General features: G+C 32.4%; 16 protein-coding genes. 8 read left to right on the plus strand and 8 right to left on the minus strand.

Translation table 11 applies throughout. The features are described 5' to 3' along the window. Positions 1-246: 246 nt before the first annotated feature. The 4 genes from JVU85_RS05050 (at position 247) to JVU85_RS05065 (ending at position 4,103) form a co-directional block, all read left to right on the plus strand. A complete protein-coding gene (locus JVU85_RS05050; RefSeq protein ID WP_002509864.1) occupies positions 247-1,215 on the plus strand; it encodes an ABC transporter permease in 969 nt (322 codons plus the stop codon). Then, complete coding sequence (locus JVU85_RS05055; protein WP_002509863.1) at positions 1,205-2,164, plus strand: iron chelate uptake ABC transporter family permease subunit; 960 nt, start codon at positions 1,205-1,207, stop codon at positions 2,162-2,164. The genes JVU85_RS05050 and JVU85_RS05055 overlap by 11 nt, the downstream gene beginning before the upstream one ends. Further along, positions 2,161-2,955: an iron ABC transporter ATP-binding protein gene (locus JVU85_RS05060; protein WP_103388064.1), complete on the plus strand. Its 795-nt coding sequence runs from the start codon at positions 2,161-2,163 to the stop codon at positions 2,953-2,955. Before JVU85_RS05055 ends, JVU85_RS05060 begins: the two co-directional genes overlap by 4 nt. 104 nt (positions 2,956-3,059) lie before the next feature. Further along, on the plus strand, positions 3,060-4,103 hold the full coding sequence (locus JVU85_RS05065; protein ID WP_002509862.1) for a ferrated catecholamine ABC transporter substrate-binding lipoprotein SstD: 1,044 nt from the start codon (positions 3,060-3,062) through the stop codon (positions 4,101-4,103). Positions 4,104-4,482: 379 nt separating this feature from the next. Here the strand turns inward: JVU85_RS05065 and JVU85_RS05070 are convergent, their stop codons facing one another. The 3 genes from JVU85_RS05070 to JVU85_RS05080 all read right to left on the minus strand — a co-directional run bounded on the left by JVU85_RS05070 (position 4,483) and on the right by JVU85_RS05080 (position 6,377). Beyond that, a complete protein-coding gene (locus tag JVU85_RS05070) occupies positions 4,483-4,797 on the minus strand; it encodes a CHY zinc finger protein (protein WP_002509861.1) in 315 nt (104 codons plus the stop codon). 11 nt (positions 4,798-4,808) lie between these two features. Next, entirely contained in the window at positions 4,809-5,732 is a 924-nt protein-coding gene (gene murB / locus JVU85_RS05075) for a UDP-N-acetylmuramate dehydrogenase (protein ID WP_021459140.1), read from the minus strand. A gap of 129 nt (positions 5,733-5,861) precedes the next feature. Beyond that, positions 5,862-6,377 (minus strand): GrpB family protein, encoded by a 516-nt coding sequence (locus JVU85_RS05080; RefSeq protein WP_002509858.1) that lies wholly within the window; start codon positions 6,375-6,377, stop codon positions 5,862-5,864. 116 nt (positions 6,378-6,493) lie between these two features. On the opposite strand from JVU85_RS05080, the gene JVU85_RS05085 reads away from it, so the two are divergent. From JVU85_RS05085 to JVU85_RS05095, 3 genes are all read left to right on the plus strand, one after another. After that, positions 6,494-7,375, plus strand: coding sequence for an EMYY motif lipoprotein (locus JVU85_RS05085; RefSeq protein ID WP_204172105.1), 882 nt, complete (start codon positions 6,494-6,496; stop codon positions 7,373-7,375). Positions 7,376-7,542: 167 nt separating this feature from the next. Next, positions 7,543-7,863, plus strand: a complete 321-nt coding sequence (gene ytxJ, locus JVU85_RS05090; RefSeq protein ID WP_002509856.1) for a bacillithiol system redox-active protein YtxJ — start codon at positions 7,543-7,545, stop codon at positions 7,861-7,863. 259 nt (positions 7,864-8,122) lie between these two features. Next, positions 8,123-9,238, plus strand: coding sequence for a glycerate kinase (locus tag JVU85_RS05095; protein ID WP_103388066.1), 1,116 nt, complete (start codon positions 8,123-8,125; stop codon positions 9,236-9,238). 69 nt (positions 9,239-9,307) lie between these two features. On the opposite strand, the gene pepT is transcribed toward JVU85_RS05095, so the two are convergent. The 4 genes from pepT to gdpS all read right to left on the minus strand — a co-directional run bounded on the left by pepT (position 9,308) and on the right by gdpS (position 13,066). Then, complete coding sequence (gene pepT / locus JVU85_RS05100; protein WP_107374006.1) at positions 9,308-10,543, minus strand: peptidase T; 1,236 nt, start codon at positions 10,541-10,543, stop codon at positions 9,308-9,310. A gap of 12 nt (positions 10,544-10,555) precedes the next feature. Continuing rightward, entirely contained in the window at positions 10,556-11,050 is a 495-nt protein-coding gene (locus tag JVU85_RS05105; protein WP_103388187.1) for a threonine/serine exporter family protein, read from the minus strand. An 18-nt stretch (positions 11,051-11,068) separates the two neighbouring features. Continuing rightward, positions 11,069-11,830: a threonine/serine exporter family protein gene (locus JVU85_RS05110; protein WP_002509852.1), complete on the minus strand. Its 762-nt coding sequence runs from the start codon at positions 11,828-11,830 to the stop codon at positions 11,069-11,071. A gap of 165 nt (positions 11,831-11,995) precedes the next feature. Further along, positions 11,996-13,066: a GGDEF domain-containing protein GdpS gene (gdpS, locus tag JVU85_RS05115; RefSeq protein WP_002509851.1), complete on the minus strand. Its 1,071-nt coding sequence runs from the start codon at positions 13,064-13,066 to the stop codon at positions 11,996-11,998. A 391-nt stretch (positions 13,067-13,457) separates the two neighbouring features. On the opposite strand from gdpS, the gene JVU85_RS05120 reads away from it, so the two are divergent. Next, positions 13,458-14,510 (plus strand): glycosyltransferase family 4 protein, encoded by a 1,053-nt coding sequence (locus JVU85_RS05120; protein ID WP_002509850.1) that lies wholly within the window; start codon positions 13,458-13,460, stop codon positions 14,508-14,510. Between the two features lie 105 nt (positions 14,511-14,615). Here JVU85_RS05120 and JVU85_RS05125 read toward each other — a convergent pair whose 3' ends face one another. After that, entirely contained in the window at positions 14,616-15,254 is a 639-nt protein-coding gene (locus JVU85_RS05125) for a YigZ family protein (protein ID WP_002509849.1), read from the minus strand. Positions 15,255-15,316 lie beyond the last annotated feature (62 nt).

Consider the following 15,316-nt stretch of genomic DNA (forward strand, 5'->3'; position numbering starts at 1 on the left):
TTTCTGTCCCACTCCCTTTATCGATATTATTGAGCGATATAAAGAAATTATTTAAAAAAATTAGTGACAATTTCCAGATACAGGTACTTTGTAAATACTGTAAAAAATACATCTACTCTAAAATTATGTTATAAGCTATTGAAATTATTGATAAAGATGATAAAATTTTAAATATACATATGATAATGATTATCAACATCATTGATTGCAATTATCATTAGATTTTGGGGGAAGAGGTACCATGATATGAAATTTTTACTAAATGGTATGAGCTTAGCGATTATGTTGATATTACTAACAATATTGTCATTGTTTGTTGGTGTTAGTAAAGTTTCCATTACTGATATTTTTCATTTAACGCAAGAACAACGTAATATCATCATCTCTAGTAGAATACCTAGGACAGTCAGCATTATCATCTCAGGAAGTACACTGGCATTATCTGGACTTATTATGCAACAAATGATGCAAAATAAGTTTGTAAGTCCCACAACAGCGGGAACAATGGACTGGGCCAAATTAGGTATCTTAATCTCACTTATTTGGTTCCCACAAGAAAATATTATGATTAAATTGGCATTTGCAGTGCTTCTAAGTGTAGGAGGTACATTTTTATTTGTTAAATTAGTCCAACTGATTCGCTTTAAAGATGTAATTTTTATTCCGTTATTAGGGATTATGTTAGGTGGAATTGTATCCAGTTTTGCTACATTTATTGCCTTGAAAACGAACACCGTACAGAGCATAGGCAACTGGTTAACAGGCAATTTTGCCATTATTACAAGTGGACGCTATGAAATTTTATACTTAAGTATACCTTTGTTAATACTTACATATATATTTGCTAACCATTTTACTATTGCAGGCATGGGCAAAGATTTTAGCAATAATCTAGGTGTCAATTATGACAGAATTATCAATCTAGGACTATTCATTTCAGCTACAATTACAGCTTTAGTAGTTGTAACTGTAGGCACATTACCGTTCTTAGGTTTAATCGTACCTAATATTATCTCTATCTTTCGTGGTGATCATTTAAAAAATGCTTTACCACACACAGCAATGTTAGGCGCTATATTTGTCATGTTTTCAGATATCATTGGTAGATTAATTGTGTATCCTTATGAAATTAATATTGGTTTAACGATAGGGGTCTTTGGCACAATTATCTTTTTAACTCTACTTATGAAAGGAAGACATCATTATGCAAATTAGTGCGAATAAAAAAATAATGATTATGCTTGGTGTGACAGTACTAATTGGTGCATTATATCTAGTTGCAGGCATTGATTTCGAAATATTTCGATATCAATTGTCGAGTAAATTACGAAAATTAGTTTTAATGTTGATTGTAGGTGCTGCCATTGGCGCGTCAGTCGTAGTCTTTCAAGCAGTGACTACTAATAGATTATTAACACCATCAATTATGGGGTTAGATGCAGTTTATCTATTTATCAAAGTATTGCTAGTTTTTGCATTTGGTGTGCAATCTTTCTTAGTGACAAATTTATATGTGAACTTCTTTATTACATTAATTGTTATGATTATATTTTCATTATTGCTATTTCAAGGTGTATTTCGAATTGGCAATGTTTCGGTATATTTTATTTTGCTCATTGGTGTAATATTAGGAACTTTCTTTAGAAGTATTACTAGCTTTTTAGAATTGATTATTAATCCAGAAGACTTTTTAGCAGTCCAAAGTTCAATGTTTGCTAACTTTGATGCTTCTAATGAAAAACTAGTAACAGTAAGTGGTATTTTATTAATCATTTTAATTATTATTGTTGTGATGTTGATACCGTATTTAGATGTTTTACTGTTAGGTAGATCCCAAGCCATTAATTTAGGTGTTTCTTATGAAACGATGACACGTATCCTTATGATTTTAGTAGCTGTATTAGTATCCGTGTCTACAGCATTAGTTGGTCCGATAACATTCTTAGGGTTATTAACTGTGAACTTAGCACATGAGATTATGAAAACTTATGAACACAAGTATATTTTACCGGCAACGATTTGTTTAAGTTGGATTAGTTTATTTTTAGCACAAGGCATAGTCGAAAATTTATTTGAAGCAACGACGCAAGTGAGTATTATCATTGATTTAGTAGGTGGAAGTTACTTTATTTACTTACTAATTAAAAGGAGAAATGCAAATTGATTAGTGTACATAACGTTAATAAAACAATTCAAGATAAACAAATACTAAGCGATATTTCTGTAGATATACAACCAGGACGTTTAACAACTATGATTGGACCCAATGGGGCAGGGAAAAGTACATTGTTATCGGCAATAACACGTATGATTGAACATGATGGTGGCGATATTGCTATTGAAGGTCGTGATATTCATAGTTATAAAAGTAACGATTTAGCAAAAAAACTGTCCATTTTAAAACAAACGAATCATACAGAATTGAATATAACGGTAGAACAACTTGTTAATTTTGGGCGTTTTCCTTATTCGAAAGGGCATTTAAAACAAGAAGATAAAGATCAAGTAGAATATGCCTTAGATTTATTGAAATTACAAGATATACGATATCAATCAATAAAAACACTTTCTGGAGGTCAACGTCAACGCGCATATGTTGCTATGACCATTGCACAAGATACAGAATATATTTTATTAGATGAACCATTAAACAATTTAGATATGAATCACTCTGTTCAAATTATGCAGACGTTACGTCGTTTAACACGTGATTTAAATAAAACGATAGTAGTTGTCATTCATGATATTAACTTTGCTTCATGTTATTCCGACGATATTATTGCCTTAAAAGATGGTGAGTTAGTCAAAGCTGGCACAAAAGATGAAGTTATTCAAGAAGAAGTGTTAAGCACACTATATGATATGGACTTGAGTATAGAAAATATTAGAGGTCAACGTATTTGTATCTATTTCGATGAACTGACAACAGTGAAAGAATATGAAATGGCCTTGTAACAGTTTTTAATTCTTTGAAGGGAGTGATGTAACCATTAAAGCAACAAAGTTTTTTTGGTGTATAAAAGGAAGGAATAATTATTTAATAGGAGGATTTAAGTAACATGAAAAAAATCGCTTTAGTAATCTTAGTAGGTTTAATGTTTTTATTAGTAGCTTGTAGTAATTCAGAAGATCAAAAGAGTTCGGACAGTAAGTCTGATGATAAATCATCAGATAAAACAGTAACTGTTAAAAATAGTTATGAAGCAAGTGGTGAAGAACGCGATGGTAGTGATGCAGAAAAAGTAAATGATACAGTGAAAGTGCCAGTAAATCCGAAAAATGCTGTAGTCTTTGATTACGGTGCATTAGATACTATGAAAGAACTAGGACTAAAAGATAAAGTTAAAGCTGTACCAAAAGGTGAAGATGGAGAATCATTACCTGATTTCTTAAGTGATTTTAAAGATAAAAAATATCTTAATACTGGAAGTTTGAAAGAAGTTAATTTTGATAAAGTTGCAGCAGCAAAACCTGAAGTAGTCTTTATTTCTGGTAGAACAGCTAATCAAAAAATTCTAGATGAACTTGAAAAAGCAGCTCCAGATGCAAAAGTAGTTTACATAGGTGCTGATGAAGAAAATTCAGCAAAATCAATGAAGAAAAACACTGAAATCTTAGGTAAAATATACGAAAAAGAAGATAAAGCCAAAGAATTGAACAAAGAATTCGATGATAAAGTTGCAAGCATTAAAGATAAAACAAAAGAATTCAAAGATCAAACAGCAGCATTCTTGTTAGTGAATGAAGGAGAATTATCAACTTTTGGTGCTAATGAACGTTTCGGTTCAATGATCTTTAATACTATGGGCTTTAAACCAGTCGATGAAAGTATTAAAAATAGTCAACATGGTCAAAACATTACAAATGAATATCTTGTAGAGAAAAACCCTGATATGATTTTTGCCATGGATAGAGGACAAGCTATTGGTGGTAAATCAACAGCGAAAAAAGCACTAGGTAATGATGTCATTAAAGATGTCGATGCAGTTAAAAATGACAAAGTTTATGAATTAGACCCTAAATTGTGGTATTTTGCTAGTGGTTCAACAACAACTTCTGTAAAACAAATTGAAGAAGTAGAAAAAGCTATAGATAAAAATTAATTACTCTACCGTGGGGGTTCAATAATTAATGATTAAACTAAACCGAATGACTTATGGCGTTGAAACGTTCATAAGGCATTCGGTTTTTTAATTTCGATTGAAGGTAAAGTGCCATTGACTGATAGAACTAAAAGTGGAAAAGTGAATAAGCCGTTGTTTAATAGAGACTAAATGAATTTTATAGTTATGGTTCAATATTATAAACGTTCATTCATATACTACTCCCAGTTGGCTAGCACGTGACTAAAATGTTATCAATGATTCAAATAAACTACAAAGGTCTATATAAACAAAGAAAACGTCAATTTCTATTTGAATAAAATAGAAATTGACGCTTTTATTTAACTAAAGTTATTTATATCTCAATTCGTTAAATTAATTAAACTGAAAAATAGTGATGATAATGAAATTTACATCTATTATTAAAATGTGCATCACAAGAAGGACAAGTTTCGGTCATCATATATTCGTTAATAGTCAACTCGTGGTGACAGACACCACAAAGTATAGCCCGCTCATTAAACTGATCTGTTGACCATCGTTGAATATTATGAGATTCATGTTCATTGTGACATTTGAAGCACGGATAGTATTTATTGCAACATTTAAACTTGATGGCAATAATGTCTAATGGTGTTTGGTAATGCGTACAACGTGATTCGTCGTCAACGAGTGAACCGTATAGTTTAGTCATATTAAATACTCCTATTGTTTTGAAGGATACTCTCCGATAATGCGAACTTCAGGATGTAAATCAATTTCAAATTTGTCTTTTACTACTTGTTGGACATAGTGTATTAGATCTTCATAATCTGTTGCTGTTCCGTTATCAACATTTACCATAAAACCAGCATGCTTTGTAGAGACTTCTACACCGCCAATACGATGGCCTTGTAACTCACTATCTTGGATTAATTTACCAGCAAAGTGACCTGGTGGTCTTTGGAAAACACTACCACAAGAAGGGTACTCTAAAGGTTGCTTAGTTTCACGACGTTCTGTTAAATCATCCATTTTAGTTTGGATTTCGTGCTGATTACCAGGCGTTAATGAAAATGAAGCTTCGAGAACTACTAAATGTTGTTTCTGAACAATACTATTTCGGTAATCTAATTCTAATTCTTGGTTAGTTAATTGGATTAAGTCACCTTGTTCGTTAACACATAGGGCATAGTCGATACAATCTTTGACTTCGCCACCATAAGCGCCAGCGTTCATAAAAACAGCGCCACCAATTGAGCCGGGAATGCCACAAGCAAATTCTAAGCCAGTCAAGGCATAATCTCTAGCTTTACGTGAGACATCGATGATTGCAGCACCGCTACCAGTAATAATGACGTTGTCGGAAACTTCAATATGATCGAGTGATAATAAACTAATGACGATACCTCTAATACCACCTTCACGGATAATTATATTAGAGCCATTGCCTAAATAAGTAATCGGAATTTCATGGTGATTGGCAAATTTTACAATAGCTTGAACGTGTTCATATTTTGTCGGTGATAGATAATAGTCAGCTTGTCCGCCAGTTTCAGTGTAAGTATAACGTTTAAGAGGTTCATCCACTTTGATAATATTTGATGGAACAATTGCTTCTAACGCTTTTAAGATGTCTTCTTTATGCAAGTGTAGTACATCCTTTCTTCTTGAATTCATTTTTTATTATATCAAGTATTTCCATAATTTGCTAAATAGTCTAATACAAATATACAATGATTTATAATAGCGCATAGCATTGTATTAGTATAGGTATATTTATAATTGTTGATATAAGTGTGCAAATATTTGTTGTTTACCATTTTCATAATCTCGAATGGTATGAGTTGTTTGAGTTAATTCTAATTTCTGTTGCTCAAACTGTTGGATAATATATTGATTATGTTCGAGTGCATCATCCATAGCTAAGTATTGATTGTATAGGTCGCTATCTCTTTGGATAATGTGTAGTCTAGTCTGTTGTTTTAAATCAATTAAATTATTGAATTGGGCCATGACTACTTTTTTCTTATAATGATGATGAAGGCGATAAAAATTTTCATAATTTAAACGTTTTTCATCTAAAGCAGTAATATCATGCAAATTATTAACACCTACGAGAATATCTAATATTGGTTCTGTTTGATAGTTGAAATGACGTGTACCACCAATGTGATAAGTCGTTTTTACTGGGGTGTCTAATAGTTGTTTCAGTGTACGTGCAATATGATTATAACATTGGTGATAAGTTGCTTCACTATCGGAAATAATAAAGGGTTGGACTGTACTGTACATACTACATCTATGCTCCTTAAAATAATTGTGATTTAAAAAGTCTGAATTAATATATCATATATCATTTTCAATATAAATATCTTTATGTATAATACGTTATGATAAGGAGTGCAGAAATGAAAAAAATATTATATCTTGTATTGTTATGCTGCATTGTTTTTTCCTTAGCGGCATGTGGCAATAAAGAAGATTCAAGCATTAAAGATTTTGAATCAACCTTAAAGCTATCACAAAATAAAGGCCATGCATTAAAAACAACGGTTGATGAACTGAACATTGAACAATTAGATGAGTTAAGTAATAAAGAAACAACTGATAAAAATAAACGTGAAATTAATCAACTACAAAATGATATTAATAATAAACTTGTGCCGAAAATGACTGCTTATGAAGATTCTATTAAAAATATCAAAGCTTCATCTGAACAGGCAAAATCATTAAAAAAATCATATCGTAAAACGGTTGAACAACAAATAAATGCGTTAAAAGAGTTACAAACTTTTGTTAGTCTATGTAATCAATCTATTAAAGCAAATGAAGATATTTTAGATTATACAAGGTTATTTGAAAAAAATCGTTCTAAAGTAGAAAAAAATATGGATAATGCCTCCGCTGCTGGAAGTACTACTGAGGTACATATTCTCACTAAAAAATTGGAATCAAATAGTCGTGAGCTGAAAGCAACAGCTCAAAAAAATGTTGATACAAATAATGATAAAGAAGCTAAAGCACAAATTGAAAATGACATTATGCCTTTGATAGAAAGTCAAATTAAAGATTTAAATCAAACAACAATTAGCGATAGTAATGTGAATGCAGCACGTAAAAATACTATAGAAATGTATTTTAGTTTGCAAAATTATTATGAAACACGAAAAGAAACGATTACTATAGGTGAGAAACTCGATAAAATTGACTATAACAAATTACCTAAAAATGGGAAGGATTTAGAACAATACGAAAAACCATTTGAGCAAGAGCTTAAAGAAGTTGAGTAGGGTGCAATTAAATAATTCCCCAAGATTAATAAAACGATTTTCGAATAAGTGGTTAACAATAAAAAGTTATTTGTGTATAATGGGAACCATTGATAAGAATATTATCGAGTCGCTTACACCTAGAAATTAACTAGGGTGTGTGTTAAATACTTTTAGAGGTGAATAGAATGGCTATAAAGCTGAGTTCGATTGACCAGTTTGAACAAGTTTTAAATGAAAATAAATATGTATTTGTATTTAAACATAGTGAAACATGTCCAATTTCGGCAAATGCATATGATCAATTCAACAAATTTTTATATGAGAGGGACATGGATGGTTATTATTTAGTAGTTCAACAAGAACGCAAACTATCCGATTATATTGAAGACAAAACTAATATAAAACATGAATCACCACAAGCATTTTATTTTGTGGACGGTAAAGCAATATGGAATGCAAGTCATAATGATATTAATGTTTCATCATTAGCGACAGCAGAAGAATAACAATTAAATAGATAACAGGGCGCTGGTTATGTACACAAAAAGATTTGTCGATAACAAGCGCCCTTTTAATGTGAAATATTTCTGTAAGGCATGTATAATGTAACAATGAATGTTAATGTAGAATGCTACATAAAATCTAAACGCTTAAATATTGCGATACATGTATGATTGTGGAATGTAAGATGTTTTGGGAATGTTTGAAGGTAATAATAATCATACTGCATATTTAAATGAGTATTAATTTATGAGGTGACAAGAAATGAAAGTATTAGTTGCTATGGATGAATTTAATGGAATAATCTCTAGTTATCAAGCTAATAGATATGTTGAAGAAGCTGTCGCAAGTAAAATACAATCCGCAGACATAGTTCAAGTGCCGTTATTTAATGGTCGCCATGAGTTGATGGATTCGGTATTTTTATGGCAGTCAGGTACTAAATATAAAGTGATGGCACATGATGCGGTAATGAATCCAGTTGAAGCAATATATGGTATTACAGAAAGTAATATGACCGTCATCGAAGGAAATTTGTTTTTAAAAGGTGAAGGTGATATCACGCATTGCTCAAGTTATGGTTTGGGAGAAGTAATGTACGATGCATTAGAAAATCAAGCAAAACATCTAGTCATATCATTAGGTGGTATTGATAGTTTCGACGGCGGTGCAGGTATGCTACAAGCTTTAGGAGCTAAGTTTTATGATGATGAAGGTGAAGAAGTTGATACAAGACAAGGAAGTCGTGTATTAAAATTTATACGAACTGTTGATTTTAAAGGCTTGCATCCGCGTTTACAAGAAGTGCGATTACAATTGATGTCAGATTTTGATAGTAAACTTTATGGTAAGCATAGTGAAATTATGCAAATTTATAAAAATAAACAAGTGACATATACAGAAGCGGTGGAGATTGATAACCTCATTTGGTATTTTAGTGAAATTGTGAAAAATGAAGTTCAACAATCTTTAGGACTCATTGAACGTGGAGGTGCTGGGGGTGGCATAGCCGCAGTCCTACATCAATTATATCAAGCAGAAATTTTAACTAGTCATGAACTTGTCGATCAAATAACCCATTTGGAATCATTAATTCAACAAGCAGATTTAATCATCTTTGGTGAAGGGGTAAATGAAGAGGATCAAATTTTAGAAACAACTACGATACGTATAGCTGAATTAAGCACAAAATATGATAAACCAGCAATTGCTATTTGTGCTACAAGTGATAAATTTGACCAATTTGAATCCTTAGGTGTTACCGCTATGTTTAACACATTTATTGAAATGCCAGAAAGCTTTACTGACTTTAAAATGGGCATTCAAATTAGACATTATACTGTCCAAGCGCTTAAACTATTACAGCGAGCATTTGATTAAATTTATATAAAGCAATCGCCAATGTCAGTGTTCTAAGAACCTCGGCATTGGCGATTTTTATGTTAGTTATTAATTTTCTTCATAATAGTGAACGACTTCTTGAGCGATATTAACGACTACATGTACAGCTTGTTCCATAACATCAATTGAAGCGTATTCGAAAGGTCCATGGAAATTTGCACAACCTGTAAAAATATTTGGCGTAGGTAAACCTTTGAAGGATAGTTGAGATCCGTCTGTGCCGCCTCGAATAGGGTCTGTATTTGGTACTATGTCTAAGTTGTTAAAAGCACGTTTAGCGATCTCTATTACATGTGGATTTTGGTTTATTTGCTCGCCCATATTATAATATTGATCATTAATAGTGACCGTAATCGGATCATCTTCATAATGGTCATTAATCGTCTCTTTAAGTTCAATCATATGTTTTTTTCGCACATCGAAATTTTTACTATCATGGTCACGAATAATATAATGTAAAGATGCTTTTTCAACATCACCATTAAATTGCATTAAATGATAAAAGCCTTCATAACCCTCTGTGCGTTCTGGCACTTCATTTTGCGGTAATAGCGAATGATATTGGTGTCCAAGAGACAGTGCATTAATCATCGCATTTTTAGCTGAACCAGGGTGGACATTAACGCCGTATGCAGTGACAATCGCTTCAGCTGCATTAAAGCTTTCATATTGTAATTCTCCTAATTCGCTACCGTCCATAGTAAAAGCAAATGCCGCATTAAAACGATCGACATCAAATTTATGTGGGCCACGGCCAATTTCTTCGTCCGGCGTAAATCCTACACGAATAGGGCCATGTTTAATCTCTGGATGGTCAATTAAATACTTGAGTGCTTCCATAATTTCTACTACGCCAGCTTTGTCATCTGCACCTAATAACGATGTACCGTCAGTAATCATTAATGTATGACCTTCAACATTTTTCATAGCAGGGAAGGTTTCTTGGCTTAATACCCGATTTGTATCTCCCAATTTAATCGGTGTACCATCATATTCTTGGATAATTTGAGGATTAACATTTGTGGCATTGAAATCTGGTGACGTATCGACATGTGCTAAGAAACCGACAGTAGGTAACTCATATGAAACATTGCTGTCGAGTGTTGCAAATAAGTAACCATTGTCATCTACATCTGTAGTTAAGCCAAACGCTTGTAATTCGCTTTCCAGCACGCGCAATAAGTCCCATTGTTTTGCTGTTGACGGTGTTGTTGTGGACTCTGGGTCTGACTGTGTGTCTATTGTGACATATCGCGTTAATCGTTCAATAATTTGTGATTTCATGTAAAACACCCCTTAAGCTCTGTTGTTTATATCATAAGATTTCTTATATGTTTTGCCTTTCATTTTACCATAATATTGTTTAATACGCGTATAGAGAAAATACAATATTTCAGCACATAAAATTCCAAAAGCGATAGCTCCTGATATTAAAGTAACTTCTAAAAAGGTATTTACAGCATGTGTATATTGATTGGTAACGAGTAGGCGTGTTGCTTCATACGCAAGACCTCCGGGGACCAAAGGGATAATACCTGGAACGATAAAGATAATAACCGGTCGTTTATAGTGACGACTCATAGTGTGACTCATAATACCTAAGATGAGGCTACCAAGAAATGCAGCCATAACTTTACCTAAATCCATATCTACTGTAAATTTATAAATTGTCCAGCCCATCGCACCTACAAAACCACAGGCAAATAGGAGACGTCGAGGTGCATTGAAAATAATAGAAAATAGTGTGGTAGCAATAAAACTAATAGCAAATTGTGCTAAGTAATATAGCAATATCATGACTGTCACCTCCTAAAATAAAAGTAAGACTATAGCAACACCAGCTCCGATGGCGAAAGCTGTAATTGCTGCTTCGACACCACGTGACATACCTGCAAGCAATTCACCAGCAAGTAAATCACGTATTGCGTTGGTGATTAATATACCAGGTACTAAAGGCATAACACCGGCAATAGTTATAGTATCCTGATTGATTGCTAATCCGAGTTTAGTACTAATAGCTGCAATACTTATTACCACTGCAGCACTAATAAATTCTGAAAAGAACTTGATTTGTATAAAACGTTGGACAAAATCAAAAGTTAAAAAGGCGCCGGCTCCTGCTAAAACTGCAAAGATAAAGTCATGTGCAACGCCACCGAACATGAATAAGAAAAAACCACAGGCAACCATCGCAGCAATAAATTGTGTTACAAATGAGTATTGTAACGAGGCGTGGTGTAGTTGAAACAATTCCTCTTTGGCTTCATCTATTGTAAGTTCATTATTCGAAATTTTTCGAGATAAACTATTAGTTAAAGCAATTTTTTCTAAATCTGTCGTACGTTCTCGAATACGTATTAAGCGAGTATTGGTACGATCGTTTAAAGAAAAGATAATTGCTGTTGAAGTTACAAAACTATATGTATCATCTAGGCCATAACTTGCTGCCATACGATTCATTGTATCTTCAACACGATATGTTTCAGCACCACTTTCAAGTAAAATTCTACCTGCAATGAGTACTAAATCAATCACTTTATTTTCATCAATAATTGTGATTGAGTCAGACATTGTCGCCACCTCCAAATAATGTGTTGAACAATTGAAAGTTTACAGTCTCTTTGTACAACTTTCAATAGTTAATGTGGTTAGTCATATAGATTTAATATTATATTTGACAATATATAAAAACAATCCGTAAATTTTATAATTACGGATTGTTTATACATTAAATAATTAAAGTTTAATGATTGGGTTGAACATAACTTGATTTCGGCCTTCTTGTTTAGCTACATGCAACATATCATCTGCATCTTTAAAGACTTTACGTTGTGACTTATAATCATCTTGTGTTAAGAAACCAACACCAATAGATACAGATAATTTTATTACTTCTTTATTTGGCAAGTGGAATGATGATTGCTCTACACCATTGCGTATAGCTTCACTTAACTTAACGCATTGATCTAAACTATAATCTCTCAGTACGATTGAAAATTCTTCGCCACCATTGCGGTAAATATTGAAATGTGTTGGAACGTAATTAATAAGTAACTGTGACATTTGTCTTAACACTGCATCGCCAGCTTGATGAGAGTATTGGTCATTCACATCTTTAAACCCATCAATATCAATAAGTAACAGTCCCAAGCTTTCTTGATGTTGCTCCGCTTCACGTGAAACTTTATTCAGATGACGATCAAATTCTTTTACGTTTCCAAGTCCGGTTAGATAATCGATACTGTCTTCATTTTCATAGCGGTTAACTAACGAAAAGAAATGCCAAATATCAACAAAGGTAACTGATGAAGTAATAGTTAATACAAAGGATATAGGAATTAAGAATAAGACTTCCATCCAATCGACATATGGGCTTATAAGTGCTAACATTGCATAAATGATTAGACTAATTGTGTTTAATATCTGGATAGAAACAATGTCGCTTTGTTTTAAAAATGGGCCGATCATACTGACAATAATTGCAATTACAAGTAAGATAACCCCATTTATAATAGAGTGGTCAAATATAAAAATGCTTACTAAGGAAACAATAATTGCAGCTAGTACAGTATATATTAAGTTGGTATACCTACCTATGAAGAGTAACGGTATAAACGTTAATTCAATGATATATGCATCAAATAATGGGATAGGGTAGGCAGACAGTAATAAAGCAACAATTGTCATTAATACTGTAACGTAAGCTTTGGAAAATATCATGATTCTATTTTCTGAGTATTGTAAACGGTGAAATAAATAGATACCGGCTACAGTAACAGAAATATTATATATTATTGCTTCAAACATTTTATTAAACGCTCCTTTAAAATAACACTTTGTCATTGTAAGTGAAAACTTACAATTTGTCATCATCATTTCTATACAAATTCACAAAAAACCCGTTTTTTAATGTTAAAATGAACTAGCGAATGATATTATAATAAAATGAATAAACATTCGAGAAATCTGATAAAAAGGTTTTGTTAATATTATACTTATTTCGATTTGTAATCTTAAATAGTTTTAAGGTATGATTACTAAAGTAAATATTAAACGTAAATTAAATGTATACACTTGTTATGTATATTAAATTATTATACAGTAATAAGCATTATACAACTGTTATAAATAGGACATACAGATGTTGGATTCAGAGTGAAATTACAACATTTAGAATTAAATTAATGAAGGTGAACTGATGTATACATTATTATTAATCATTTTTTCAATGATAGTCAGTTTAATACTTACACCAATAATAATCAAAATTTCACATAAAATGGGGATTGTTGATAAACCAAACTTCAGAAAAGTGCACACGAAACCTGTTTCTGTGTTAGGTGGTACTGTCATATTGTTTTCGTTTTTACTTGGCATATGGTTGGGTCACCCAATTGAAACTGAAGTTAAGCCTCTAGTGATTGGCGCTGTAATAATGTATCTTGTTGGATTAGTCGATGATATTTATGACTTGAAACCCGTAATTAAATTACTTGGTCAAATTATTGCAGCATTAGTCGTTGTTTATTATGGTATAACTATTGATTTTATATCGCTACCCATAGGTCCTACAATTCATTTTGGTGTTTTAGGTATTCCTATTACTGTAATTTGGATTGTAGCTATTACAAATGCAATTAATTTAATAGATGGTTTGGACGGTTTAGCATCAGGCGTATCTGCCATAGCATTAGCAACAATCGGTTTTATAGCTATACTTCAAGCGAATGTGTTAATTATTATGATATGTAGCGTCCTGATAGGTGCTTTATTAGGCTTTTTATGCTTTAATTTTCACCCTGCTAAAATATTTTTAGGTGACAGTGGTGCACTTTTAATTGGCTTTATTGTTGGCTTTTTATCATTACTTGGGTTTAAAAATATTACATTCGTTTCGTTATTCTTCCCAATTGTTATTTTAGCGGTACCGTTTATCGATACGCTATTTGCAATGATACGTCGTGTGAAAAAAGGTCAACATATTATGCAAGCAGATAAGTCGCACCTACATCACAAACTGCTAGAACTAGGTTATTCACATAGACAAACTGTAACCTTAATTTATTCCATCGCACTATTATTTAGTTTATCCAGTATTATTTTGTATTTATCACAACCATGGGGCGTTGTAATGATGTTAATCTTAATAGTTGTTACGATTGAACTAATTGTGGAATTTACTGGCTTAATTGATGATGACTATAGACCGATATTGAAACTGATTGAAAAGAAAGATCACAACGAAAAATAGCATAATAAAAAGAGTTCTGAGACTAAATGATTGCTCGACCTATGTATTCTTACTTAGTTTAGATTACGTAGCCCAAGTTAATGATTTAATCTCAGAATTTTTTAGTTATGTGGTTATATCAAATGGTAGGTGTTTAACCTCACCTTCGATTAAATCGAATTTGCCAGCAGTCGTGCGATTTAAGAATGCTAAAAATGCGTCATATTCTGTGGCAACAACGTCAATGCTATAACTTACTTTATCAGTATATTGCGTATCACGTAACAGAAATGAAGTAGAAGCTAGTTCATATTCAAATTTACCAGTTAAATCATAATTAATCGCAACTGTAACAGGGACTGCCTCTTTTAGCGCTACGCGGCCGATATCATAAATTACATCTCGTACTGCGCCACTATATGCACGAATCAGTCCGCCTCCACCTAATTTGATACCTCCAAAATAACGTGTTACTACGACACAGACATTATGAGTCTCTAATTTTTTAAGTATATCCAACATAGGAACACCAGCCGTACCACTTGGTTCACCATCATCATTTGCTTTTTGGATATTCATTTGATTACCTATCGTATAAGCTGAACAATTATGAGTTGCCTCTTTATGTTCTTGTTTAACCTCAGCTATGAATGACTTTGCTTCGTCTTCATCCGCTACTGGTTTAATATGGGCTATAAATCTAGATTTATTTATAACATTTTCGATTTGATGTTCAGCTTTTATCGTAATAATTGGTTCTTCCATGTATGATTCCACCTCTATTTTTGACGCTCTAAATTTGGAAATTCTAATCTTTATACCACTAG

Source organism: Staphylococcus sp. GDY8P72P (genome assembly GCF_016890655.1).
In the GTDB taxonomy this organism is placed as follows: Bacteria; Bacillota; Bacilli; order Staphylococcales; family Staphylococcaceae; genus Staphylococcus; species Staphylococcus arlettae.